Consider the following 22,715-nt stretch of genomic DNA (forward strand, 5'->3'; position numbering starts at 1 on the left):
GCGGCTCAGGCTTCGGGCCGGGTCGAAACGTAGAGGCCCGCGCCGATCAGACACAGCGCCGCCGTCGCAAGAGCGATCGGCGGCGCACTCGTTTGCGTCAATAAGACGAAGCTCAGCGCCATCGATCCGCAGGCCAGGACTTTCGCTCGCCGGGCGATGGCGCCGGTCTTCCGCCAGCGCAGGACATGCGGCCCGAGCCTCGGATGGCCGATCAACCAGGCCTCGAATCGCGGCGAGGATTGCGAGAAGCACCAGGCCGCCGCAATCAGGAAGATCGTGCCGGGCATCAGCGGCAGGATGAGCCCGACGACGCCGAGCGCCGTGAATACCCAGCCCGCAGCGAAGAGCAGCGGCCGTGACCATCGGCGTCGCGGCTGATCGTCCTCGCTCACGGCCTCACCCTTGCTTGCGCTATCTCTTTGTATTGTCGCATTTTCTTCACGCGAACCGGTAGCCACTTCGCTCGAAAATGCTCTGGGGGCTGGCGGATGGCGCCGCCTCGCTTATCGTGTCATATCGCGGCCCATGCGAGCCGCCGCAAGCAGGCGGGAGGTCGCGCCGGTGTTCTGGGAGAGACGATGACAGCCGGCCCGCCCGATCCCCGCCTCATCCTGCCCGCGGAAATCCTGCGCCCGACCTGGGGCGCTCGCTTGCGCCGCTATTTCCTGACCGGGCTCGTCATCGCCGCGCCGCTCGCCATCACGGCCTCGGTGACCTGGTGGTTCGTCAATTTCGTCGACGGGCTGGTGAAGCCGCTCATTCCGAATTCCTACCTGCCTGATTCCTATTTGCCCTATCCGATCCCGGGTTTCGGCCTGGTCATCGCGCTGATCGGACTGACCCTGCTGGGTTTCCTGACAGCCAATCTCGTCGGGCGCTCGCTGATCCGCGCCGGCGAGGCGATCCTCGACCGCATGCCGGTGGTCCGCAGCCTCTACAAGGGCGTGAAGCAGGTCTTCGAGACGATCTTCTCGCAGTCCGGCACCTCGTTCCGGAAGGTCGGCATGGTGCAGTTCCCGCAGCCGGGCATGTGGTCGATCGTCTTCATCGCACAGGAGGCCGCACCCGAGATCGCCGAACGCCTGCCGAATGGCCAGGAACCGGGCGACGAGCAGATCGGCGTCTTCCTGCCCTGCACGCCGAACCCGACCACGGGCTTCTTCTTCTACCTGCCGCGGCGCGAGGTCGTCGAGCTATCGATCTCGGTCGAGGACGGCGCCAAGCTGATCATGTCGGCCGGGCTGATCCAGCCCGGCGAAAACGGCAAGCCGAAGCTCGAAGGGAAGCCGCCGGTCAGCCTGCCCGCAGCAACCTGATCGCGACATCCCGCTCGAACAGATAGAGCAGCACCCGGATCGCCTGGCCGCGCGGCGTCTCCAGATGCGGGTCGCGCTCGATCAGGAGCCGCGCATCGTCGCGGGCGGCTGCCAGCAGGTCGCCATCGATCTCCGGCCGGGCGATGCGCCAGTCCGGCGAGCCCGACTGCTTGGTGCCGAGCACTTCGCCCTCGCCACGCAGGCGCAGATCCTCCTCGGCGATCCGGAAGCCGTCCTCGGTCTCGCGCATGATCGTGAGGCGCGCCTCGGCGACGGGGCCGAGCGGCCCCTTGTAGAGCAGCAGGCAGGTCGAGGCAGCCGAGCCGCGCCCGATCCGCCCGCGCAGCTGATGCAACTGCGCAAGGCCGAAGCGCTCGGCATGCTCGATCACCATGACGCTGGCATTGGGCACGTCGACGCCGACCTCGATCACGGTGGTTGAGACGAGGATGCGGGTTTCTCCCGCGACGAAGGCGGCCATGGCGGCGTCCTTCTCGCGGCCGGGCATCTGGCCATGGAGCAGCCCAACCTTGCCGCCGAAGATCTCGCGCAGCGCGTCATAGCGCTCCTGCGCTGCGGCGACATCGAGCGTGTCGGATTCCTGCACGAGCGGGCAGACCCAATAGGCCTGCGCGCCGCTCTCGACCGCCCGGCCGATGGCGCCGACGACCTCGTCATAGCGCTCGGAAGAGATCGCACGGGTGACGATCGGCTTCCGGCCCGCCGGCTTCTCCGAGAGGATCGAGATATCCATATCGCCGAACCAGGTCAGCGAGAGCGTGCGCGGGATCGGCGTCGCGGTCATCACCAGCACGTCGACCGCCTCGCCCTTGGAGCCGAGCAGCAGGCGCTGATGCACGCCGAAACGGTGCTGCTCGTCGACGACGGCGAGCGCGAGATCATGGAAGGCGACACCCTCCTGGAACAGCGCATGGGTCCCGACCGCGATATCGATCGAGCCATCGGCTAAGCCCGCCAGCACCTGCTTGCGGCCGGCGCCCTTCTCGCGCCCGGTCAGCAGAGCGAGCTTCAGGCCGGCCTTCTCGGCCAGTGGCGCCAAGCGTTCGGCATGCTGGCGGGCGAGGATTTCTGTCGGCGCCATCAGCACAGATTGCCGGCCGGCCTCGGCGGCGGCGGCCATGGACATCAATGCGACGACCGTCTTGCCCGAGCCGACATCGCCCTGCAGGAGGCGCAGCATCTTCTCGGGCTTGGCCATATCGGAATGGATATCGGCGATCGCCTTGCGCTGGCCCTCGGTCAATTCGAAGGGCAGGGCGGACTGGATCCGGAAGCGCAGGCCGCCATCACCGGTGGTGGCGCGGCCGGCGATCTTCTTCTGCTGGCGGCGGACGAGGGCGAGCGCGATCTGGCTCGCCAGCAATTCGTCATAGCCGATGCGCCGCCGCGCAACGGTGTCACCCTCCGCCGCCTTGCGATCGACCGGGTGATGCAGGGCTTCGACCGCCGCATGGAACGAAGGGAAGTCACCCCTGGCGAGGAAGGCCGGGTCCTGCCATTCCGGCATCTCCGGGCAGCGCTCGGCCGCTGCCTGCACGGTCCGCATCATCATGCGCTGGCCGATGCCCTCGGTCAGCGGATAGACCGGCTCGAAGGCCGGCAGCGTCGCTGCGAGCTTGGGATCGAGGATGCGCTCGGGATGCACCATCTGGCGCATGCCTTCCCAGAGCTCCAGCTTGCCCGAGATCAGCCGGTAGGCGCCGATCGGCAGGGTCTGTGCCAGATGCCGCGAATCGGCATGGAAGAAGACGAGCGTCACGTCGCCGGTCTCGTCCTCGACGATGATGCGATAAGGCGCCTTCTTGCCGGCGGGGGCGGCGCGATGCTCGCTGACGCGGGCGGTGAAGGTCGCGACATCGCCGATCGGCGTATCCGCGATCGAAGGGCTTGGGCGCCGGTCGACCGCACCGGTCGGTAACTGGAACATCAGGTCAATGACGCGCGCTGCCTGCGTCTCGTCGCCAAGAAACTTGTCCAACACCTTGCCGAGCTTGGGCCCGACGCCGGAAAGCGTCGTGACGGGGGCGAAGAGCGGATCGAGGATCGAAGGGCGCAAGACGTCTCGGCAATTGTCAGGAGCGCGAAGATCGCAGCCGCTTCGCCGCTGACTTCGCCGGGTTGCATCGCTATATAGCCTGCTCAGGCAGGCTCCGCGACGGGGCCGGCCCATTCGTTATTGCGCCTTCCCCCAGGTTTTCCTGTTCGAGGTTCCCATGTCCGGCTCGACCCGCTCCAGCGCCGATCTCGACCCGCGCCGCCGCAAGATCCTGTTCCGCGCCTGGCATCGCGGCATGCGCGAGATGGACCTGATCATGGGCCGTTTCGCCGACGACGCGATCGCCGGCTTCAGCGATGCCGAGCTCGACGAGTTCGAGCGCCTGATCGAGGTGCTGGACCGCGACCTGCTGAGCTGGGTGACCGGAGAGGCTCCCGTGCCCACGAATTACGACACGGAGCTGTTCCGCAAGCTTCGGGCTTTCCACCATCACGACAAGCCGATTCATGTGTGAGGGCTTCCACACCCGTCATGGTCGGGCTTGACCTGACCATCTCTGAATTAGTGACCACTCGTCCCGAGATTCTCGGGTCAAGCCCGAGAATGACGCGCTTCCGATGAGCATTCCTCCCCCGTCCCAGATCGCAAAGCCGCAGCTCGACCGCCTGCTCGATGCGCTGAACCGCGGCGACAAGCCGACGCTCGCCGGCGTGCCCGACGGCTTCGACGCCGTCGTGCTCGCGGATCTCACCCGCGCACGCGCCAAGAAGGCGGAAGGCCCGGCGCTGCTCGTCTTCATTGCCCGTGACGGCCAGCGCCTGCAGGTGCTTGAGAACGCGCTGCAATTCGTAGCCCCCGATCTCGAGGTGATGAGCTTCCCGGCCTGGGACTGCCAGCCTTATGACCGTGTCTCTCCCGCGCCGGCCATCGTCGCGCACCGGATGACGACGCTGTCGCGCCTCGCCAAGACCAGATCCGGCGACCGGCCACGCCTGCTGCTGACCACCGTCAACGCCGCGCTCCAGCGCGTGCCCGCCTTCGGCAAGGTGGCGTCGGAGAGCTTCTCGGCGGCGCCCGGCAACATGGTCGATATCGAGCAGCTGGCGCGCTGGCTCGACATCAACGGCTATCTCAGAACCTCGACCGTGCGCGAGACCGGCGAATTCGCCGTGCGCGGCGGCATCGTCGACCTGTTCCCGCCGGGCATGCCGGCGCCGATCCGGCTCGACTTCTTCGGCGACACGCTGGAATCGATCCGCACCTTCGATCCGGAGACGCAGCGCACCACCGGGCAGCTCCGTGGGCTCGACCTCGTGCCGATGTCCGAGGCGCAGATGACGAGCGAGAGCATCCGCCGCTTCCGCCAGTCCTATATCTCGACCTTCGGCACGCCCGGCCGCGACGACACGCTCTATGAAGCGGTCAGCGAAGGCCGCCGTCCGGCCGGTCTTGAGCACTGGCTGCCATTGCTGGCGGAGAAGCTCGACACGCTCTTCACCTATCTGCCGGACGTTCCGCTGGTGCTCGACCATCAGGCCGAGGATGCGATCGGCGAGCGCATCAGCCTGATCAAGGACTATTACGACGCCCGCAAGGCCGCACTGGAGCAGGGCGGGGGCGGCGGCATTCCCTACAAGCCGCTGCCGCCGGATGCGCTCTATCTCTCGCCGACCGACTGGCGCGCGGTGATCGATGCTTCCGGCGTCGCCAGCATGACGCCGTTCCAGCTACCGGACAGCGAGGGCAAGCTCATCCTCGATCTCGGCGGCAAGCAGGGTCGCAGCTTCGCGGCCGAGCGCACGGCCGATGCCGGCGGCGTGTTCGATGCCGCCGTCGCGCATGTGAAGGCGCTGGAAGCCGACGGCAAGCGCGTCATTCTCGCCGCCTGGTCGGAAGGCTCGCGCGAGCGCCTCGCCCATGTGCTGGCCGATCATGGCCTGAAGAGCACGCAACTGACCGGTTCCTTGCGCGCCGCCTTCGATCTCAAGCCCGGCACGATCGCGCTCGCCGTCTGGGGCTTCGAGACCGGCTTCGAGGCCGGGCGCCTCGCGGTCATCGGCGAACAGGACATCCTGGGCGACCGCCTCGTCCGGCCGCGCCGCAAGACCAGGCGCCCGCAGGACTTCATCGCCGAACTGTCCTCGCTCGCGCCGGGCGATCTCGTCGTCCATGTCGATCACGGCATCGGCCGCTTCATCGGCCTGCAGACGATCACGGCGGCCGGCGCGCCGCATGATTGCCTCGAAATCCATTATGCCGGCGATTCCAAGCTGTTCCTGCCGGTCGAGAATATCGAGCTTCTGTCCCGCTACGGCTCCGAGGATACGGAAGTCCAGCTCGACCGGCTCGGCGGCGGCGGCTGGCAGGCGCGCAAGGCCAAGCTCAAGCAGCGCATCCGCGAGATGGCCGGCAAGCTCATCCAGATCGCGGCGGCCCGCGCGCTCAAGGATGCGCCGCGTCTCATCCCGCCCGATGGCGTCTATGATGAGTTCTGCGCCCGCTTCCCCTATGAGGAGACCGAGGACCAGCAGAACACCATCGACGCGGTGCTGGACGATCTCGCCGCCGGGCGCCCGATGGACCGGCTGGTCTGCGGCGATGTCGGCTTCGGCAAGACCGAGGTCGCGCTGCGCGCCGCCTTCGCCGCCGCGCTGAACGGCAAGCAGGTCGCGGTCGTCGTGCCGACGACGCTGCTCGCGCGCCAGCACTATCGCAACTTCGCCGATCGCTTTGCCGGCTTGCCGGTCCATGTCGGCCAGGCCTCGCGCTTCGTCGGCTCGGCCGATCTCAAGGCGGTGAAGCAGGGCGCCAGGGACGGCACGATGGATATCGTCGTCGGCACGCATGCGCTGCTCGGCAAGGGCGTCGACTTCAAGGATCTCGGCCTCGTCATCGTCGACGAGGAGCAGCATTTCGGCGTCGCCCATAAGGAGAAGCTGAAGGAATTGCGCGCCGAGGTGCATATGCTGACCCTGTCGGCGACGCCGATCCCGCGCACGCTTCAGCTCGCCATGACCGGCGTGCGCGAGCTTTCGATCATCGCGACGCCGCCGGTCGATCGTCTCGCAGTGCGCACCTTCGTCACGCCGTTCGACCCGCTGATCGTGCGCGAGGCGCTGCTGCGCGAGCGCTATCGCGGCGGACGCAGCTTCTATGTCGTGCCGCGCATCGAGGACATCGCCGACGTCAAGGACTTCCTCGACAAGCAGGTGCCGGAGTGCAAGGTCGGCATCGCCCATGGCCAGATGGCGGCGGGCACGCTGGAAGACGTGATGACCGCCTTCTATGACGGCCAATACGACATCCTGCTCTCGACCACGATCGTCGAATCGGGCCTCGATATCCCGACCGCAAACACGCTGATCGTCCACCGCGCCGACATGTTCGGCCTTGCCCAGCTCTATCAGCTCCGTGGCCGCGTCGGCCGCTCGAAGACGCGCGCCTATGCGCTCTTCACCGTGCCGGCGAACCGCAAGCTGACCGAGCAGGCCGACAAGCGCCTCAAGGTTCTGCAATCGCTCGATACGCTCGGCGCCGGCTTCCAGCTCGCCAGCCACGATCTCGACATCAGAGGCGCCGGCAACCTGCTCGGCGACGAGCAGTCCGGCCATATCAAGGAGGTCGGCTACGAGCTCTACCAGCAGATGCTGGAGGAGGCCGTGGCGGCGCTCAAGGCCGGCATCGAGTTCGAGACGGAGACGCAATGGTCGCCGGCGATCCAGGTCGGCGCGCCCGTCATGATCCCCGAGCACTATGTTGCCGACCTGACGCTGAGGCTGACGCTCTACAAGCGCCTCTCGACCATGGACGACGATGCCGAATTGCAATCCTTCGGCGCCGAATTGGTCGACCGCTTCGGCCCGCTGCCGGAGGAGGTCAACCAGCTCCTGGAGATCGTCGCGATCAAGGCGCTCTGCAAGCGCGCCAATGTCGAAAAGGTCGAGGCCGGGCCGAAGGGCATCATCGTCGCCTTCCGCAACAACGAATTCGCCAATCCGGAAGGGCTGGTCTCCTATGTCGCGAAGATCGGCACGCTGGCGAAGGTGCGCCCCGACATGCGCGTCGTCTTCATCGACGATTTCGACACTGTCGAGCAGCGGCTCAAGGCGACGCGCCGGCTGCTGACCGATCTCGCGCGGATCGCCGAACGGAAAAAGGCGGCCTGAGCGGCCGCCTTTCACCTACAGATCGAAGAACACCGTCTCGTTTTCGCCGGAGAGGTTGATGTCGAGCCACCAGGTCCCGTCCGGCTTGCGCTGGGCGATCGGGGCGTGGCGCGGGCTGCGCGCCACGGTCGAGCGGTAATCCGGCGAGAGCGAGGCCGGCTGCCCGGCATCGAGCCCCGCATAGGGAAGGATCAGGCTGCTCATGCGGCTTCTCTCTCCTCAGCCATGGCTCGGCGCGGGAACGCTGATCGGACGCGCGAGCCTGGACTGCGCGGTGAGCCGGATGCCGGCATTGGCGGCGCCATAGCCGACATAGCCGTCGCGCTGGACGATCTCGAAGAACAACCCGCCATCCAGGGTCTGGGTATAGGCCTGACGGAACGCGCCGCCGGCATCGCTGTCATGGAGGATGTTCAGCGCCTTCATCGCGTCGATCTCCTCCGCCGAGAGGTCGGAGCGGGCTTCGAGGTCGTCATAGTAGTTCTCGGGGATAGGTAGCATGGCGACGCTATTCGCAACCAGCCGCTTGACCGTCGCGGTGATGTCGTCGGTCGCGAAGGCGATATGCTGCACGCCCGAACCGAAGAAATCGGTGATGAAGCGGGCCGAGAGCGTGCGGTGGCTCTGCGAGCCGTTGAGGATGAGCCTCAAGCCATGGCCGTTCCTGCCGTCGAGCCCGCTCTCGATCACCTGGCTCTGAACCACGCCGCCGGGGTCGAGCACGGCCTGGCTCGGCGTCTTCCGGGTATCGAACAGCGAGGAATAGAACAAGAGCCAGGTCAGCATCTCCTCGTACTGCATGCTCTGCGAGACATGGTCGACGCCGGTGAGCCCGGCATTGTCCGAAGCTTCGCCTGTCGCCTCGAAATCGACCTCGGCCCAGCGGCCCAGCGCCGAAGCCTTGTCGAGGAAATAGAGCAAGCTGCCGCCGAGGCCGCGCACGGCGGGGATGTCGAGCTCGTCCGGCCCGATCGCGCCGGCATGGGGCACGTCGAGCAAGGCCTTGGCGCGGGCGATCGCGGCCTGCGCATCCGGCACGCGCAGGGCCAGCGCGCAGACCGAGGTGCCATGCGTGATCTGGTAGCTATGGGCGAAGCCGTCGGCCTCGCTGTTCAGCACGATGCGGATATCGCCCTGGCGCCAGAGATCGACATCCTTGGAGCGATGCGCGCCTGAACGCGCGAAGCCGAGCGCGCGCAGCAGCTTCTCGAAACCGGGCCGTTCGGCCTCCGACACCGTGAACTCGATGAACTCGACCGCCTCGACCGGGGCCGGCGGCGGCATCGGCACCGCGCCGGGCACCGGCGTGGCCGTCTGCCGCGCGGTCTCGTCGAGCAGCCAGATCAGCGAGCGATGGCCGTCGAGCGCGACGGAACGCGCGGAACCGGCGCGGAAGCGATCGTTGAAGATCTCCAGCGAGAGCACGCCGTCATAGCCGGTCGCGGTCAGCGCGCGCATGAAGCCGGAGAGATCGAGGTCGCCCTGGCCGGGCAGGCAGCGCCAATGCCGGCTCCAGGAGAGCGGGTCCATCTGCAGCAGCGGCGCATCGGCCATCTGGACCATCGAAATCTTGTCGCGCGGGATCGTGCCGATCGCCGCGAGGTCGAGCCCGCGCGCCAGGATATGGAAGGAATCGAGCACGATGCCGACTTCCGGCCGGTTGGCGCGGCGCACGATCTCCCAGGCGTCACGATAGTCGAAGACATGCCGCCCCCAGGCCAGCGCCTCATAGCCGACGCGAAGGCCGCGCCGGCTGGCCCGCTCCCCGAGCTCGGCGAAATCGGCGGCGAGCCGGTCGATGCCCGGCAAGGCTTCCGGCGAGACGCTGGAGCAGACGAAGAGGAGGTCCGTTCCCAGTTCCTGCAAGAGATCGAACTTGCGCTCGGCCCGGTCGAAGACGCGCTGGCGGCGCCCCTCCGGCATGCCCTCGAAATCGCGGAAGGGCTGGCAGGTGACGATGGTCAGGCCGAGATCGCCGCAGATGCGCCGGACTTCCGTGGGCGAACCGGGAAAGGCGATCAGGTCGTTCTCGAAAATCTCCACCGCCGTGAAGCCCGCGGCGGCGATGGCCTCGAGCTTCTCCTGAAGCGTGCCGGAAACGCAGACGGTGGCGATCGATGGAATCACGGTGTGCCTCCTCTCAGGCCAATCGCGCGACGGCGCGCAAATCCTCGGCCGTGGTCGAAGGCAGGCCGAAGAATTCCAGATAGGCGGGTATCTGTTCGAACAGCATGTCGGTGCCGACCTGCACGGCGCAGCCGCGTGCGCGGGCTGCCGCGAGGAAGGGCGTGATCTCCTGCGCCATCACGACTTCGCCGACGAAGGCGGAAGCGGGCAGGCGGGAGATATCGACCGGCAACGGATCGCCGGGCTTCATGCCAAGAGGAGTCGCATTGACGACGAGGTCGAAGCCATCGGGGTCATTCGAGCCGATCGTGACGCGAAGGGCAGGGTAGTGCGCGACCAGCCGCTGTCCGAGTTCCGCGGCTGCGGGCGCATGCTTGTCGAACAGACCCAGCTCCGCGACGCCGGCCTTCGCCAGCGAGGCGGCAATCGCCGAGCCGACGCCGCCGGCACCGATCACCAGCGCGCGGGCGCCAGCGAGCTTGTGCCCCTTGCGCAGGACGCCGCGTACGAAACCTTCGCCATCGAACATGTCGCCGGTGAGCCGGCCGTCCGCTTCCAGCCGCACCGCATTGCAGGCGCCGGCGATGGCGGCGGTCGGCGAGAGCGTGTCGACGAGCCCGGTCGTGGTGACCTTGTGCGGCATTGTCACCAGCGCGCCATGGGCGTTGGACAGGCGGAAGAACAGCCTGAGAAAATCGGGATAGTCTTCGCTGCGGCAACCCATCGGCACGACGACGGCATCAATCCCCTCGCGCTGGAAATAGGGGTTGTAGATCATCGGCGCCTTGAAGCTCTCGGTCGGATAGCCGAGATGGCCGATCAATCGCGTCGTGCCTTTGATCATGCTTTGGCCCTCGCCGGAGCAGGCTCCGGGGCGATCTCGACCGGTGCGCCAGTGCGCGCCGCTTCCTTCACGGCTGCGATGACGGCGAGCGTCGCAAGGCCTTCGCGGCCGGAGACGAGGGGCTCTTCCTCACCACGGATCACCGCGCAGAAATGCCGGATCTGGGCCTGCAACGGGTCCTCGGGCACAAAGGGGATGCGCTCGCGCCGCAGCGGCTCCCACCAGCCGCGCCTGTCTGAGTGGTTCCAGAGTTCGAGCGCGGGAATCGTCAACGCACCATGCGTACCGCCGATCTGGTAACAGGACTGGTCCTGCTGCGGATAGGCGGGGTTCTCGCCGGTCGTCAGCTCCCAGCTCCAGGGCGAAACCACGGTGTCGGAGGCGCTGACCGTGCCGAGCGCGCCATTGGCGAAGCGCAGGATGGCAACCGCAGTCTCCTCGGCCGGATTGCCGCGCACGGCGTTCGAGCTCAGCGCCTGCACGCCGACGATCTCGCCGCAGAGATAGCGGAACAGGTCGATATCGTGGATCAGGTTGATCAGGACCGGCCCGGCGCCTTCCTGCCGGCGCCAGTCGACATCGAAATAATCGTCCGGCTTCACCAGCCAGAACTGGCCGTTGAGGGTCAGGATACGGCCGAGCCGGCCGGCATCGATCGCCTCGCGCGCCTTCCGGATCATCGGATTGTGGCGGCGGTGATGGCCGACGAGCAGAGGCACATTGGCTGCCTCGGCGGCATGGACGAGCCTGCGGGCGCTGTCGACGCTGTCGGCCAGCGGCTTCTCGACCAGCATCGGCACGTTGGCTGCAACCAGCTCCAGCCCGTTGGCGACATGAAGCTGGTTCGGCGTCGCGACGATGACGCCGTCCGGATGCTCGCCGGCGGGGAGGGCGTCGAAACCCGGATACCAGGCGACGCCGATCTCCTCGGCAAAGGCCTTGCCGGCCGGGGCGGGATCGATGATCGCCGAGAGGGCGGCGCCGGGCTCGGCCCGGACATGGGCGGCGTGGCGCTTGCCGATCAGGCCCGCTCCCATCACCGCGATCTTCACCGGAGCCATCGGGGGGTCCTCACGCGGCCGCGTCGGCTATCAGCTTGGCGATGCGCCGCAAGCCAAGCTGATACCCTTGCGTTCCGAAGCCGGCGATGACGCCGTCGGAGCGCATGGAGACATAGGAGTGGTGGCGGAAGGCCTCGCGCTTATGCACCTGCGAGATATGGCACTCGATCACCGGCCCCTCGAAGGTGTTGAGCGCGTCAAGCAGCGCGACCGAGGTATGCGTGAACGCGGCCGGATTGATAACGATGCCGGCGCCGTCCTCGCGCGCCTCGTGGATCCAGTCGATCAATTCGTATTCGCGGTTCGACTGGTGGAAGCGCAGCTCCAGCTTCAGTTCCTCGGCAAGCTTGCGGCAGTCGCGCTCGACATCGGCCAGGGTCTCGTGCCCGTAGATATGCGGCTGGCGCTTGCCGAGCAGGTTCAGGTTCGGGCCGTTCAGGACATAGACGAGGCGGGACATCGATCGCATTCCGTTGAGGCGTCCAGACCTTGGCCGGACGGATGTTTCAGTGCTTGTGCAGGATTTCGCCGAGGAACTTTCGCGTCCGCTCATGGCGCGGATTCTGGAAGAACTCCTCCGGCGGCGCCTCCTCGACGATGGCGCCCTCGGCCATGAAGATGACGCGGTTCGCCACCTGGCGGGCGAAACCCATCTCGTGGGTTACGCAGATCATGGTCATGCCCTCCTCGGCGAGCGCGATCATGGTGTCGAGAACTTCCTTGACCATCTCGGGGTCGAGCGCCGAGGTGGGCTCGTCGAACAGCATGACCTTCGGCTTCATGCAGAGCGCCCGCGCGATCGCGACGCGCTGCTGCTGGCCACCGGAAAGCTGCGCCGGGTATTTCTCGGCCTGCTCCAGAATCTTCACGCGGCCGAGCAATTGGCGGGCGGTGGCCTCGGCCTCCGCCTTGCTGGCACCAAGCGAGCGCATCGGCGCCAGCATGCAGTTCTCCAGCACGGTCATGTGCGGGAACAGGTTGAAATGCTGGAAGACCATGCCGACCTCGCGGCGTACCGCATCGATGGTCTTCGCATCGTCTCCGAGCCTGGTGCCGCCGACCCGGATCTCGCCCTTCTGGTAAGTCTCCAGATGGTTGATGCAGCGGATCAGCGTCGATTTGCCGGAGCCCGACGGTCCGCAAAGCACGATGCGCTCGCCTTTGCGGACCGTGAGACTGATATCGGTCAGGGCCTTGAACTCGCCATACCATTTCTCGACATGCGTCATGGCAATCATGGCATCCGCCCCGGAAGGCTGTGCGGCTGGCGCGTTCATGGCCCTGGCCCCGATTTCTTGGCGATCAGCTCGCGGTGAAGGTGATGCCTTCGAGGCTGTCCGGGAACTTGTGAACCGGCACCTTCATCCACTTGTCGTAGATCTTCTGCAGCTCGCCATTGGCCTTGATCTTGTCGATGAAGCTGTTGATCGCGGCGTTGATCTCCCTCTCGCCGAGGCGGGTGCAGGCGCCGTTATAGAGGTTCTGGAATTCGAGCTTGTTCTCGAACTCGCCGGGGCGGGCCTGCTCGATGCGCTGCATGTAGAAGATGTTGCCGCCGATCGCCTGGACCTGGCCGGAGACCAGCGCCTGGATCGAGGGCGCATCGCCGTCATAACGGCGGATCGTGGTGTTGGCGGGCGCGTTCTTGGTCACCTGCGTGTCCTGCGCCGCGCCCTTGGCGACGCCGATCGTGTAGCGGCCCATATCCTCGTTGGTGGTGATCTTGTCCTTCTTCGGGCCGATGAACACGATGGTATTGGCGACATAGGGCTTCGAGAACTGCACGGCCTTGGCGCGCTCCGGCAGCATCGCCATGGTCGCGAACAGCACGTCGACGCGGCCGGTGGTCAGGGCCGGGATGCGGTTGTTGACCTCGAGCGGCACGAACTCGACCTGTACGCCGAGCTCCTTGGCGAAGAGCGTCGCGATATCGGCATCGAGACCGTCCTGCTTGCCTGCGCTGGTGACGAAGCCCCACGGCGGGTTGTCGCCCTGGATGCCGACGACGATCTTGCCCTTGGCCTTGATCTCGGCCGGGGTGACGGCGAGGGCAGGGGCGCTCAGTACGGCCGGCAAGGCCAAAGCAGCGGCGCCCGCGATCAGGACGCTACGGCGGGTGGTTTTCATCTTTGTCATGTTTCTCTCCCTCTTCGTGTTTGGTGGTTGGTGGTCAGGCGGTGAACGGGTCTGTCAGCGCGCGGCAATGGCCATGCGACGTTCCAGGTGCGAGCCATAGAGCGAGAGCGGCCAGCACAGCAGGAAGTAGAGGATGCCGACGATCCCGAAGACGAGGAGCGGCTGGAAGATCTGGTTGGAGACGATGTTGCCGGCCCGCGTCAGCTCGGTGAAGCCGACGATCGCGGCGAGCGAAGTGCCCTTGATCAACTGGACAAGGAAGCCGATCGTCGCCGGCAGCGAGATGCGGATCGCCTGCGGCAGGATCACGTCGCGCATCCGCGAGACATAGCGGAGGCTCAGCGCCTTGGCGGCCTCGGTCTGGCCCTTCGGCACGGCCTCGATCGAACCGCGCCAGATCTCGCCGAGATAGGCGCTGGCATGGAGCGTGAAGCCGATCGCGACCGCGACCCAAGCATCGAGCTTCAGCCCGACCAGCGCGAGGCCGTAATAGACCACGAAGAGCTGCATCAGCAGCGGCGTGCCCTGGAACAGCGCGATATAGCCGGAGGTGATCCGCTCGATCAGCGGCCGGCCGGACACGCGCAGCAGCGCGATGGCGAGCCCGCACACGCCGCCGCCGATGAAACCGACGATCGAGAGCAGCACGGTCCACTTGAGACCGGTGAGCAGGAAGAGGAATTCGTTCGCTCCCATCGTGCCCTCACTTCACCGGATAGCTGAAGTAGCGGGTCGAGATCGCGTCGAAGAAGCGCATCATCACCCAGGAGATCACGAGATAGAACAGCGTGATCGTGCCGTAGACCTCGAAGGAGCGGAAACTGTCGGACTCGATGCGCTGCGCCACCGAAGTCAGCTCATAGGCCGAGATCGCCGAGGCGATGCTGGTCGTCAGCGTCAGCAGCACGAACTGGCTGGTCAGCGAGGGGAAGATCGCCCTCAGCGCCGGCTTGAGCACGATCAGCCGGAAGACCTGCGCCTTGTGCAGGCCGAGTGCGAGCCCTGCCTCGATCTGGCCCTTGCCGATCGACTGGACGCCGCCGCGGATGATCTCGATCGCATAGGCGCCGCCATTGATGCCGAGCGCGATGATCGCGGTCGGCGTCGGGTCGAGCCTGAGGCCCGCCAGTGGCAGCGCGAAATAGATGAAGAAGATCTGGACCAGGAAGGGTGTGTTGCGGATGATTTCGACGAAGGCCTTCACCAGCCAGCGCACCGGGGCGATCTTCGAGTCGCGCAGGATCACGCCGCCGACGCCGATGACGATGGCCAGCGCCATGCCGCAGATCGCGAGCAGGAAGGTGCCGAGGCAGCCCATCAGCAGGGCTGGCATCCCGTCGATCACCGGCGTGAAATCGAGCTTGTAGTTCATGGCGCTCCCTAGATCATCGCGCGCTCCACGGGCGCGGTGATCTATCTCCTTGGTGTTGCATCGGATTCATCCGAAAAGTGGAATCCACTTTTCGGTCCGACGCAGTCACGGCCGACCTTCTCGAAGGGGTCGATCCGGTTCCCGTCTGCAGTCGCGACACCTCTCCTCGGGTGCCTTGGTCGTCAGGCTCGCCGGCTTGCGCTCTGCCGACGACATGTTAAATGTACCAGATAGTTCATTTGGTCAAGCGCAATGTACCGTCTTGTCCATTTCAATGCGTGCGACCCGGCTATCGTGCCGGTTTCGGATGAGGGAAGCATGAGCAAGGCAGCCTCGACGCAGAAGGTGACGGGCCGCAAGCCGGCGTCCTGGACGCAGGACCCGGAGGGCGTCCGCCGCAACATCCTGACCGTCGCGAAGGAGGAATTCGTCGAGAACGGCCTGAGCGGCGCGCGCGTCGACGAGATCGCGGCGCGGACCGCGACCAGCAAGCGGATGATCTACTATTATTTCGGGGACAAGGAGGGGCTCTACCGCGCCGTCCTCGAGGAGATGTACGAGCGCATCCGCGGCTTCGAGCGCAGCCTCGACCTCGCCAACCTGCCGCCGGTCGAGGCGATGACGTTGCTGGCGGGCTTCACCTTCGATTATCACGCCGAGAACCCGGATTTCGTCCGACTCGTCATGGTCGAGAACATCCACCATGGCCGCCATCTCGCAAGCTCGGACCGGATCGCTTCGCTCAACCTTTCGGCCATCGACATGATCCGCGAGGCCTATGAGCGCGGCGTGGCGGCGGGGCTGTTCCGGCCGGGGATCGAGGCGCTCGATATCCACCTGACGATCAGTGCGCTCGCCTTCTATAACGTCTCCAACCGCGCCAGCATCCGCCAGGTCTTCGGCCACGACATGGGCGCGCCCGAAGCGTTGGCCCGCCGCCGCGCGGCCGCGATCGACACGCTCCTGCGCATGCTGCATCCCTGAAGCCTTGCCGGGCCGGGAGGGCAGGGGCATCGCCATCAGGCCCTGGCCGCGACCAGGCCGGCCATCGCCTGGATGGCAAGTTCGTAGCCGGCGGCGCCCATCCCGATGATGATGCCGGTCGCGGTCCGCGAGATCAGCGAGTTGTGATAGATGCTCTCGCGCGCATGCACATTCGAGATGTGCAGCTCGATCTTCGGGCCGTCGAACATCTTGAGCGCGTCGAGCAGCGCAACCGAGGTGAAGGTGTAGCCGGCCGGGTTGATGATGATCCCGCAGGCCTCGAGCCGCGCCTGATGCACGCTCTCGACCAGTTCGCCCTCGAAATTGGTCTGTCGAAAGTCGACCGAAAAGCCGAGCGAACCTGCCTTCGCTTCGCAGCTCTCTCGGATCTCGGCCAGCGTGGTCGAGCCGTAGATATGCGGCTCGCGCTGCCCGAGCAGGTTCAGGTTTGGGCCGTTCAGGATGTAGAGGCGGCGCGATGCGGCCGCGCTTCCCGCTGCGGCGCGGGCCGGCCCTTCCTTCTCCGACATGACGATCTCCCAGGGCGAGGTTCTCTGGCCTCGCTCGCGTTTCCTGAGCGAAACGTGATACAAGACGAAACAGAGATCAACTGATAATTCATCGATCATCAGTTGATTTATGAAACTGCTGTCCACGCGCTTGCAAGCCGCAGCGGCGGCTGGCAGGAAGGCGGCGAGGCGGTACGGAGCACCATGACGGACGCGGCATTCGATCTCGGCAGCGATGACATCCCGGCGCTGTCGACCGGCGAGCAGGCCTATGAGCGCATCCGGCACGACATCGTGTTCGGCGTACTCCAGCCCGGGCAGCGCCTGCCGCTCGATCGATTGAAATCGGTCTATGGCGTCGGCATCAGTACACTGCGCGAGATCCTGAACCGGTTGGCGCCGCAGGGCCTCGTGGTCGCGGAAGGCCAGCGCGGCTTCCAGGTCTCACCCTGCTCGGTGACGGACCTCAAGGAACTGGCGGATCTGCGCCTGCTGATCGAGAGCAACGCCCTGGCGCAGTCCTTCCAGGCCGGGGATGTCGAGTGGGAAGGGCGCATCGTCGCCGCCCATCACAAGCTTGCCCGGATGGAGCAGCGCCTGCTCGCCGGCGACGAGTCGGGCACGCAAGCCTGGAAACGCTACGATTTCGAATTCCATCAGGCGCTGGTCTCGGCTTGCGGCTCCAAGGCGCTGCTCGATCTCCATGCCGGTATCTATGACCGCTATCTGCGCTATCAGATGGTCTTCTTCGTCTTCTGGGGACCGACCTCGACCGAGGATCACAAGGCCCTGCTCGATTGCGCCCTGCGCCGCGACGCAGCCGAGGCTCAGCGGCTGCTGCACGGCCATATCCATGGCTGCATCGACATGGCGCTGGAGCGCGGCCTGGTCGACTGAAACGGCCGGCTGAGAGTTCTCGCCCGTCCTCTGTCGCCAGAGCGTGGAGAGGTGCCTCACTCGACAGGGAAACGCGCCTCCATCAGCGAGAGCGCTTCCAGCAAAGGCTCGGCATGGGGGCCGAGCGCGGTGAGGATCGAGGCCTCGAAAGCCAGCGCGCGCGGCACGATCTCGCGATAGGCGTGCAGCCCGGGCGCCGTCAGGGACAGGCTTTCCTCGCGCCTGTCCTGCGCGTTCTCGCGCCGGACCAGCCAGCGCCGCTCCTCCAGCGCCCGCACGGCCCGGCTGACCTTGGTCTTGTGCATGGAAGAGTGCTTGCCGATGGCTTTCGCCGTCATCGTGCCGAACTGGGCGAGGGTGGCCAGCACCCGCCATTCCGGCACGGTCAGGTCGTGATGCGGGCCGTAGACCGCCCGGAACTGCTGCGAGACCGCCGAACTCAGGCGGTTCAGGCGATAGGGCAGGAAGTGCTCGAGCGCGAGTTTCGACATGCCTTGTTAGTTACAAAATCGACAGTTACCAAAGCAACCATCTTGAGCGAAGGCCGTCGCGAGGAGAGGGCGCCCCATGACCCTTCAGAACCCGGCCCATGCCGGCGGCTCAAAGGCCCCGAGCGCGATCCAGGCGGGCTACATGTCCGGCTTCGGCAATGGCTTCGAGACCGAGGCGCTGCCGGGCGCCCTGCCGCTCGGGCGCAACTCGCCGCAGAAATGCGCCTATGGGCTCTATGCCGAACAGCTCTCCGGCTCGCCCTTCACCGCACCGCGCACCACCAACGAGCGCTCCTGGCTCTATCGCATCCGCCCGACCGTCGCGCATTGGAACGCATTCCGGAAGGTCGATGCCGGCTTCTGGCGCACGGCGCCGGCCCGCGAGGTCGACATGCCGATCGCGCCCTTGCGCTGGAGCCCGATCCCGATCCCGTCGGAGCCGATCTCCTTCGTCGAGGGCATCCGCAGCATGACGACCGCCGGCGACGCCGGCAGCCAGGGCGGCATGGGCGCGCATGTCTACCTGATCACGCGCTCGATGGTGGACGCGTATTTCTACAATGCCGATGGCGAGATGCTGTTCGTGCCGCAGCAGGGCGCTCTACGACTCTGGACCGAATTCGGCATCATCGACATCGAGCCCGGCGAGATCGCGGTGATCCCGCGCGGCGTGAAGATCCGCGTCGAGCTCAGGGACGGGCCGGCGAGGGGCTATATCTGCGAGAACTATGGCGGCGCCTTCACCTTGCCGGAACGCGGGCCGATCGGCGCCAACTGCCTCGCCAATCCCCGCGACTTCCTGACGCCGGTGGCGGCCTACGAGGACCGCGACGCGCCCTCGAAGATGTATGTGAAATGGGGCGGCAATCTCTGGGCCGCCGATATCGAACATTCACCGCTCGACGTGGTCGCCTGGCATGGCAACTACGCCCCGTACAAGTATGATCTCAGGCGCTTTTCACCGGTCGGGCCGGTCCTTTACGACCATGCCGATCCGTCGATCTTCACGGTGCTGACCTCGCCCTCGGAGACGCCCGGCACGGCCAATATCGACTTCGTCATCTTCTCGGACCGCTGGCTTGTGGCCGAGAACACCTTCCGGCCGCCCTGGTACCATATGAACGTGATGAGCGAGTTCATGGGGCTGGTCTACGGCGTCTACGACGCCAAGACCGGCGGCGGCTTCGTGCCGGGCGGCATCTCGCTGCACAACTCGATGCTGCCGCATGGACCGGACGTCGACGCCTTCGAGAAGGCGAGCAATGTCGAATTGAAGCCGCACAAGCTCGAGGGCACGCTGGCCTTCATGTTCGAGACGCGCTTTCCGCAGCAAGTCACGGCCTTCGCCGCCGGCTCGGATTCGCTCCAGCGTGACTATGGCGGCTACGGCCACAAGCTGACCAAGCATTTCGATCCGAACCGGCCTTGAGAGGGTGTGAGGGTCGGCAGGCCAGATATCGCCAGGTAGAAACAAGACGGCAGCTGCAGCGTCGTGGCCGCCGGTCCTGATGTCAGTCTCAAGAGTGAAGGAAGAGGGCCGAAATCCGTCCAGCACTGATTCGCATAAGGTATATTATGGAACTAATATTGATGCGAGCGCGGCCCTGAACGCTGGCAGCTCACGCTGGGAGCGAAATCGTCATCCCGTCGAACGCCACCTCTGCAATACCGGCCAAGCGCTTGCTCAGGCTGGCATAATCCAGATCGACATGGAGATTGGTCAGGATCGCGCGGCTGGGCTTCAGGCGTGCGATCGCCTCCAGCGACTGCTCCAGATGGAAATGGCTGACATGCGGCGTCTCGCGCAGGCAGTCGAGGATCAGCACGTCGAGATCGGCCATGGCTTCCATGGCGGCCGGCGGGATCAGGCTGACATCCGGCAGGTAGCCGAGATCACCGAAGCGGAAGCCCAGCGCCTCGTAGTTCGGCCCGTGCTCGACCCGAAACGGCAGCGCCGTGATTGGCCCGCCGGCGCCTTCAATGGTCTGCGGCCGGCCGGCGCTGATCTCGTCGAGATCGAGGATCGGCGGGTAATAGCTGCCGGGCGGCGTCTCGAAGAGATAGCCGAAGCGCGAATGCAGCGAGGCTTGCGTCGTCTTGTCGGCATGGACCCGGATGCGCTGACGCATATGCAGGACGAGCGCGCGCAGATCGTCGATGCCGTGGGTATGGTCGGCATGGTCATGCGTCATCAGCACGCCGTCCAGCGCCGGGACCTCGGCCGAGAGCAGCTGCTCGCGCAGATCCGGCGAGGTATCGACCAGGACCCGCGTCGTGCCGTCAGGGCCGATGCGCTCGACCAGGATCGAGCAGCGGCGGCGCCGGTTCTTCGGCTCGGCGGGATCGCAGGCGCCCCAGCCGGAGCCCGGCCGCGGCACGCCGCCTGACGATCCGCAGCCGAGGATGGTGACGGTGAGCGTCATGGCACCGGATCAAGCCACCTGCGCGACCGGCGCGGCGTGGTCCATCTTCCAGTAGCAGCGCCGCGCGTTTTCGGTGGTGATGCGGGCGATCTCGTCGAAGGACACGCCGATCGTTTCGCCGAGAACCTTCGCTGTTTCAACCACATAGGCCGGCTGGTTGCGCTTGCCCCTGAACGGCACCGGCGCCAGATAGGGCGCGTCGGTCTCGACCAGCAGGCGCTCGCGCGGGACCATCCGGGCGATCCGGCGCAGGTTCTCCGAGGTCTTGAAGGTCAGGATTCCGGAGAACGAAACGTACAATCCGAGCTCGACGCCGGCCATCGCCAGCGCTTCGCCAGCGGTGAAGCAATGCAGGATGGCGGGGAAGGCGCCCTTCCCCATTTCCTCCCGCAGGATCGTGATCATATCGTCATCAGCCTCGCGGGAATGGATGACGAGCGGCAGCTGCGTGATCCGCGCCGCGGCGATATGCGTGCGCAATCCTTGAGCCTGTGCGTCGCGCGGACTCGAATCGTAGTGATAGTCGAGCCCCGCCTCGCCGATGGCGACGCAGCGCGGATGGCGCGACAGTTCGACGAGGCGCTCGGCCGTGACGTCGAGCTCCTCATGCGCCTGATGCGGATGCGTGCCGACCGAAAACCACACCGACGGAAAGCGTTCCGCCAGCGCGGCGTACTCGGCGTAGCGCGCGACCCGCGTCGAGATCGTCACCATCCGGCCGACGCCGGCTTCCTCGGCCCGCGCGACATAGGCCGGCAGCTCCTCGGCGAAGTCCGGGAAGTCGAGATGGCAATGCGTATCGATCAGCATCACGCGGCCTGGCCGTCCTCGGGCTCGACATAGCGCGGGAAGATCGCGCTCGGCGCCGGCAGGCTTGAGCCGCTGACGAGCCGATGCTCCGCGCCGAGCGCCGCGAAGCTGCGGGCCTCGGGTGCTATGCCAAGCAGGTCGAGCAGCTTGCCTGCAGCCACCGGCATCACCGGCTGCACCAGGATCGCGACCTCGCGCAGCACCTCGATCGTGACATAAAGGATGGTGTCACGGCGGGCCGGATCGGTCTTGGTCAGGCGCCAGGGCTCGTTATTGGCGAAATAGCGGTTCGCCTCGGCAACGACGGCCCAGAGATCGGCCAGCACGGTGTGAAGGGCGAAATCCTTCATCGCCTCGCGCGCCTTCGCGAGAGCCGCGTCGGCCATGGCGAGCATGGCTTCGTCGGCCTCGTTCAGCGTCCCGCGCGGCGGCACCCTGCCCTCGCAGTTCTTGGCGATCATCGACAGCGAGCGCTGCGCCAGATTGCCGAGATCATTGGCAAGATCGGCATTGATGCGCCCGACGATGGCATCGTGGCTGTAATTGCCGTCCTGGCCGAACGACACTTCGCGCAGGAAGAAATAGCGCAACTGGTCGACACCATAGGCCTCGGCGAGGGCGAAGGGATCGACCACGTTGCCGAGCGACTTCGACATCTTCGTGCCCTTGTTCAGCAGGAAGCCGTGGCCGAAGACGCGCTTCGGCAACGGCAACCCCGCCGACATCAGGAAGGCCGGCCAGTAGACCGCATGGAAGCGCACGATGTCCTTGCCGATGATATGGACATCGGCCGGCCAGTAATGCGCGCGCGGGCTCGCCGGATCGGGGAAGCCCGTCCCGGTGACATAGTTGTTGAGCGCGTCGACCCAGACATACATGACGTGCTTCGGGTCGCCCGGCACGGCTAAGCCCCAGTCGAAGGTCGTGCGGCTGATCGAGAGGTCCTCGAGCCCGCCCTTCACGAAGGAGACGACCTCGTTCCTGCGCGTCTCCGGCGAGATGAAGTCCGGCACGTCCTCGTAGAGCTTCAGGAGCCGATCCTGATAGGACTTGAGGCGGAAGAAATAGCTCTCCTCCTCGACCCATTCGACCGGAGTGCCCTGCCCGCCCAGGCGCGTGCCGTCGGGCTGGAGGGTGGTCTCCTCCTCGCCGTAGAAGGCCTCGTCGCGCACCGAGTACCAGCCGGCATATTTGGCGAGATAGATGTCGCCATTGGCCTCCATCCGCCGCCAGAGTTCCTGGGTCGAGGGCAGATGGTCGGCATCGGTGGTGCGGATGAAGCGATCGAAGGAACAGCCGAGACGCTGCTCCATCTCCTCGAAGCGCGCCGCGATCTTGTCGACGAATTCCTTCGGCGAGAGGCCGTTCTGGGCCGCCGTGCGCTGCACCTTCTGGCCGTGCTCGTCGGTGCCGGTCATGGCGAAGACGTCGTAGCCGTCGAGCCGCTTGAAGCGCGCGATCGCGTCCGACGCCACCATCTCATAGGCGTGGCCGATATGCGGCGGCCCGTTGGTGTAATGGATCGCGGTCGTCAGGTAGAATTTCGGGGCCGTGGCCATCGT

Annotated in this window: 22 protein-coding genes; 6 read left to right on the forward strand and 16 right to left on the reverse strand. The window is 66.1% G+C overall.

The window, feature by feature from the left end:
- Nucleotides 1-5: 5 nt before the first annotated feature.
- The gene (locus tag FHT98_RS24225) at nucleotides 6-392 is read right to left on the reverse strand and encodes a YbaN family protein (RefSeq protein ID WP_142115558.1); all 387 of its coding nucleotides are present in this window, start codon (nucleotides 390-392) and stop codon (nucleotides 6-8) included.
- 186 nt (nucleotides 393-578) lie between these two features.
- On the opposite strand from FHT98_RS24225, the gene FHT98_RS24230 reads away from it, so the two are divergent.
- Entirely contained in the window at nucleotides 579-1,316 is a 738-nt protein-coding gene (locus FHT98_RS24230) for a DUF502 domain-containing protein (protein WP_142115559.1), read from the forward strand.
- On the opposite strand, the gene recG is transcribed toward FHT98_RS24230, so the two are convergent.
- Nucleotides 1,294-3,393: an ATP-dependent DNA helicase RecG gene (gene recG / locus FHT98_RS24235; RefSeq protein ID WP_248309302.1), complete on the reverse strand. Its 2,100-nt coding sequence runs from the start codon at nucleotides 3,391-3,393 to the stop codon at nucleotides 1,294-1,296. The two genes, FHT98_RS24230 and recG, sit on opposite strands and share 23 nt — an antisense overlap.
- Nucleotides 3,394-3,550: 157 nt before the next feature.
- On the opposite strand from recG, the gene FHT98_RS24240 reads away from it, so the two are divergent.
- Nucleotides 3,551-3,847, forward strand: coding sequence for an FAD assembly factor SdhE (locus tag FHT98_RS24240; protein ID WP_113585431.1), 297 nt, complete (start codon nucleotides 3,551-3,553; stop codon nucleotides 3,845-3,847).
- Nucleotides 3,848-3,950: 103 nt separating this feature from the next.
- Complete coding sequence (mfd, locus tag FHT98_RS24245) at nucleotides 3,951-7,499, forward strand: transcription-repair coupling factor (protein WP_142115561.1); 3,549 nt, start codon at nucleotides 3,951-3,953, stop codon at nucleotides 7,497-7,499.
- A 15-nt stretch (nucleotides 7,500-7,514) separates the two neighbouring features.
- Here the strand turns inward: mfd and FHT98_RS24250 are convergent, their stop codons facing one another.
- The 9 genes from FHT98_RS24250 to FHT98_RS24290 all read right to left on the reverse strand — a co-directional run bounded on the left by FHT98_RS24250 (nucleotide 7,515) and on the right by FHT98_RS24290 (nucleotide 15,039).
- Nucleotides 7,515-7,703 carry a hypothetical protein gene (locus FHT98_RS24250; RefSeq protein WP_142115562.1) on the reverse strand — a complete coding sequence of 63 codons (189 nt, stop codon included), beginning with the start codon at nucleotides 7,701-7,703 and terminating at the stop codon, nucleotides 7,515-7,517.
- Nucleotides 7,704-7,718: 15 nt separating this feature from the next.
- Nucleotides 7,719-9,626, reverse strand: coding sequence for a bifunctional sugar phosphate isomerase/epimerase/4-hydroxyphenylpyruvate dioxygenase family protein (locus FHT98_RS24255; RefSeq protein ID WP_142115563.1), 1,908 nt, complete (start codon nucleotides 9,624-9,626; stop codon nucleotides 7,719-7,721).
- 13 nt (nucleotides 9,627-9,639) lie between these two features.
- Nucleotides 9,640-10,470, reverse strand: a complete 831-nt coding sequence (locus FHT98_RS24260; protein WP_142115564.1) for a shikimate dehydrogenase family protein — start codon at nucleotides 10,468-10,470, stop codon at nucleotides 9,640-9,642.
- Nucleotides 10,467-11,531, reverse strand: coding sequence for a Gfo/Idh/MocA family protein (locus FHT98_RS24265; RefSeq protein WP_142115565.1), 1,065 nt, complete (start codon nucleotides 11,529-11,531; stop codon nucleotides 10,467-10,469). Before FHT98_RS24265 ends, FHT98_RS24260 begins: the two co-directional genes overlap by 4 nt.
- A 10-nt stretch (nucleotides 11,532-11,541) precedes the next feature.
- A complete protein-coding gene (gene aroQ, locus FHT98_RS24270; RefSeq protein WP_061967887.1) occupies nucleotides 11,542-11,991 on the reverse strand; it encodes a type II 3-dehydroquinate dehydratase in 450 nt (149 codons plus the stop codon).
- Nucleotides 11,992-12,037: 46 nt separating this feature from the next.
- Complete coding sequence (locus FHT98_RS24275; RefSeq protein WP_142115566.1) at nucleotides 12,038-12,769, reverse strand: amino acid ABC transporter ATP-binding protein; 732 nt, start codon at nucleotides 12,767-12,769, stop codon at nucleotides 12,038-12,040.
- 64 nt (nucleotides 12,770-12,833) lie between these two features.
- Nucleotides 12,834-13,667: a transporter substrate-binding domain-containing protein gene (locus FHT98_RS24280; RefSeq protein ID WP_142115567.1), complete on the reverse strand. Its 834-nt coding sequence runs from the start codon at nucleotides 13,665-13,667 to the stop codon at nucleotides 12,834-12,836.
- Between the two features lie 54 nt (nucleotides 13,668-13,721).
- Entirely contained in the window at nucleotides 13,722-14,363 is a 642-nt protein-coding gene (locus FHT98_RS24285; protein WP_061967881.1) for an amino acid ABC transporter permease, read from the reverse strand.
- 7 nt (nucleotides 14,364-14,370) lie between these two features.
- On the reverse strand, nucleotides 14,371-15,039 hold the full coding sequence (locus FHT98_RS24290) for an amino acid ABC transporter permease (RefSeq protein WP_061967879.1): 669 nt from the start codon (nucleotides 15,037-15,039) through the stop codon (nucleotides 14,371-14,373).
- Nucleotides 15,040-15,357: 318 nt separating this feature from the next.
- Here FHT98_RS24290 and FHT98_RS24295 point away from each other — a divergent pair, with 318 nt between their 5' ends.
- On the forward strand, nucleotides 15,358-16,023 hold the full coding sequence (locus FHT98_RS24295; protein ID WP_142115568.1) for a TetR/AcrR family transcriptional regulator: 666 nt from the start codon (nucleotides 15,358-15,360) through the stop codon (nucleotides 16,021-16,023).
- 35 nt (nucleotides 16,024-16,058) lie between these two features.
- Here the strand turns inward: FHT98_RS24295 and FHT98_RS24300 are convergent, their stop codons facing one another.
- Entirely contained in the window at nucleotides 16,059-16,553 is a 495-nt protein-coding gene (locus FHT98_RS24300; protein WP_142115569.1) for a type II 3-dehydroquinate dehydratase, read from the reverse strand.
- A 183-nt stretch (nucleotides 16,554-16,736) separates the two neighbouring features.
- Between FHT98_RS24300 and FHT98_RS24305 the strand changes: the two genes are divergently transcribed.
- The gene (locus FHT98_RS24305; protein ID WP_061967873.1) at nucleotides 16,737-17,429 is read left to right on the forward strand and encodes a GntR family transcriptional regulator; all 693 of its coding nucleotides are present in this window, start codon (nucleotides 16,737-16,739) and stop codon (nucleotides 17,427-17,429) included.
- A gap of 56 nt (nucleotides 17,430-17,485) precedes the next feature.
- Here the strand turns inward: FHT98_RS24305 and FHT98_RS24310 are convergent, their stop codons facing one another.
- The gene (locus FHT98_RS24310) at nucleotides 17,486-17,920 is read right to left on the reverse strand and encodes a MarR family winged helix-turn-helix transcriptional regulator (protein WP_142115570.1); all 435 of its coding nucleotides are present in this window, start codon (nucleotides 17,918-17,920) and stop codon (nucleotides 17,486-17,488) included.
- Nucleotides 17,921-17,996: 76 nt separating this feature from the next.
- On the opposite strand from FHT98_RS24310, the gene hmgA reads away from it, so the two are divergent.
- Nucleotides 17,997-19,349, forward strand: coding sequence for a homogentisate 1,2-dioxygenase (gene hmgA / locus FHT98_RS24315; RefSeq protein ID WP_142115571.1), 1,353 nt, complete (start codon nucleotides 17,997-17,999; stop codon nucleotides 19,347-19,349).
- Between the two features lie 190 nt (nucleotides 19,350-19,539).
- Here the strand turns inward: hmgA and FHT98_RS24320 are convergent, their stop codons facing one another.
- From FHT98_RS24320 to metG, 3 genes are read right to left on the reverse strand one after another with little or no spacing between them, the layout of a single operon-like run.
- Nucleotides 19,540-20,343: an MBL fold metallo-hydrolase gene (locus FHT98_RS24320; protein WP_142115572.1), complete on the reverse strand. Its 804-nt coding sequence runs from the start codon at nucleotides 20,341-20,343 to the stop codon at nucleotides 19,540-19,542.
- A 9-nt stretch (nucleotides 20,344-20,352) separates the two neighbouring features.
- Nucleotides 20,353-21,153 carry a TatD family hydrolase gene (locus tag FHT98_RS24325; RefSeq protein WP_142115869.1) on the reverse strand — a complete coding sequence of 267 codons (801 nt, stop codon included), beginning with the start codon at nucleotides 21,151-21,153 and terminating at the stop codon, nucleotides 20,353-20,355.
- Nucleotides 21,153-22,712, reverse strand: coding sequence for a methionine--tRNA ligase (metG, locus tag FHT98_RS24330; RefSeq protein ID WP_142115573.1), 1,560 nt, complete (start codon nucleotides 22,710-22,712; stop codon nucleotides 21,153-21,155). The genes FHT98_RS24325 and metG overlap by 1 nt, the downstream gene beginning before the upstream one ends.
- Nucleotides 22,713-22,715 lie beyond the last annotated feature (3 nt).

Source organism: Allobosea sp. AK1 (assembly GCF_006714945.1).
Classification (GTDB): Bacteria; Pseudomonadota; Alphaproteobacteria; order Rhizobiales; family Beijerinckiaceae; genus Allobosea; species Allobosea robiniae.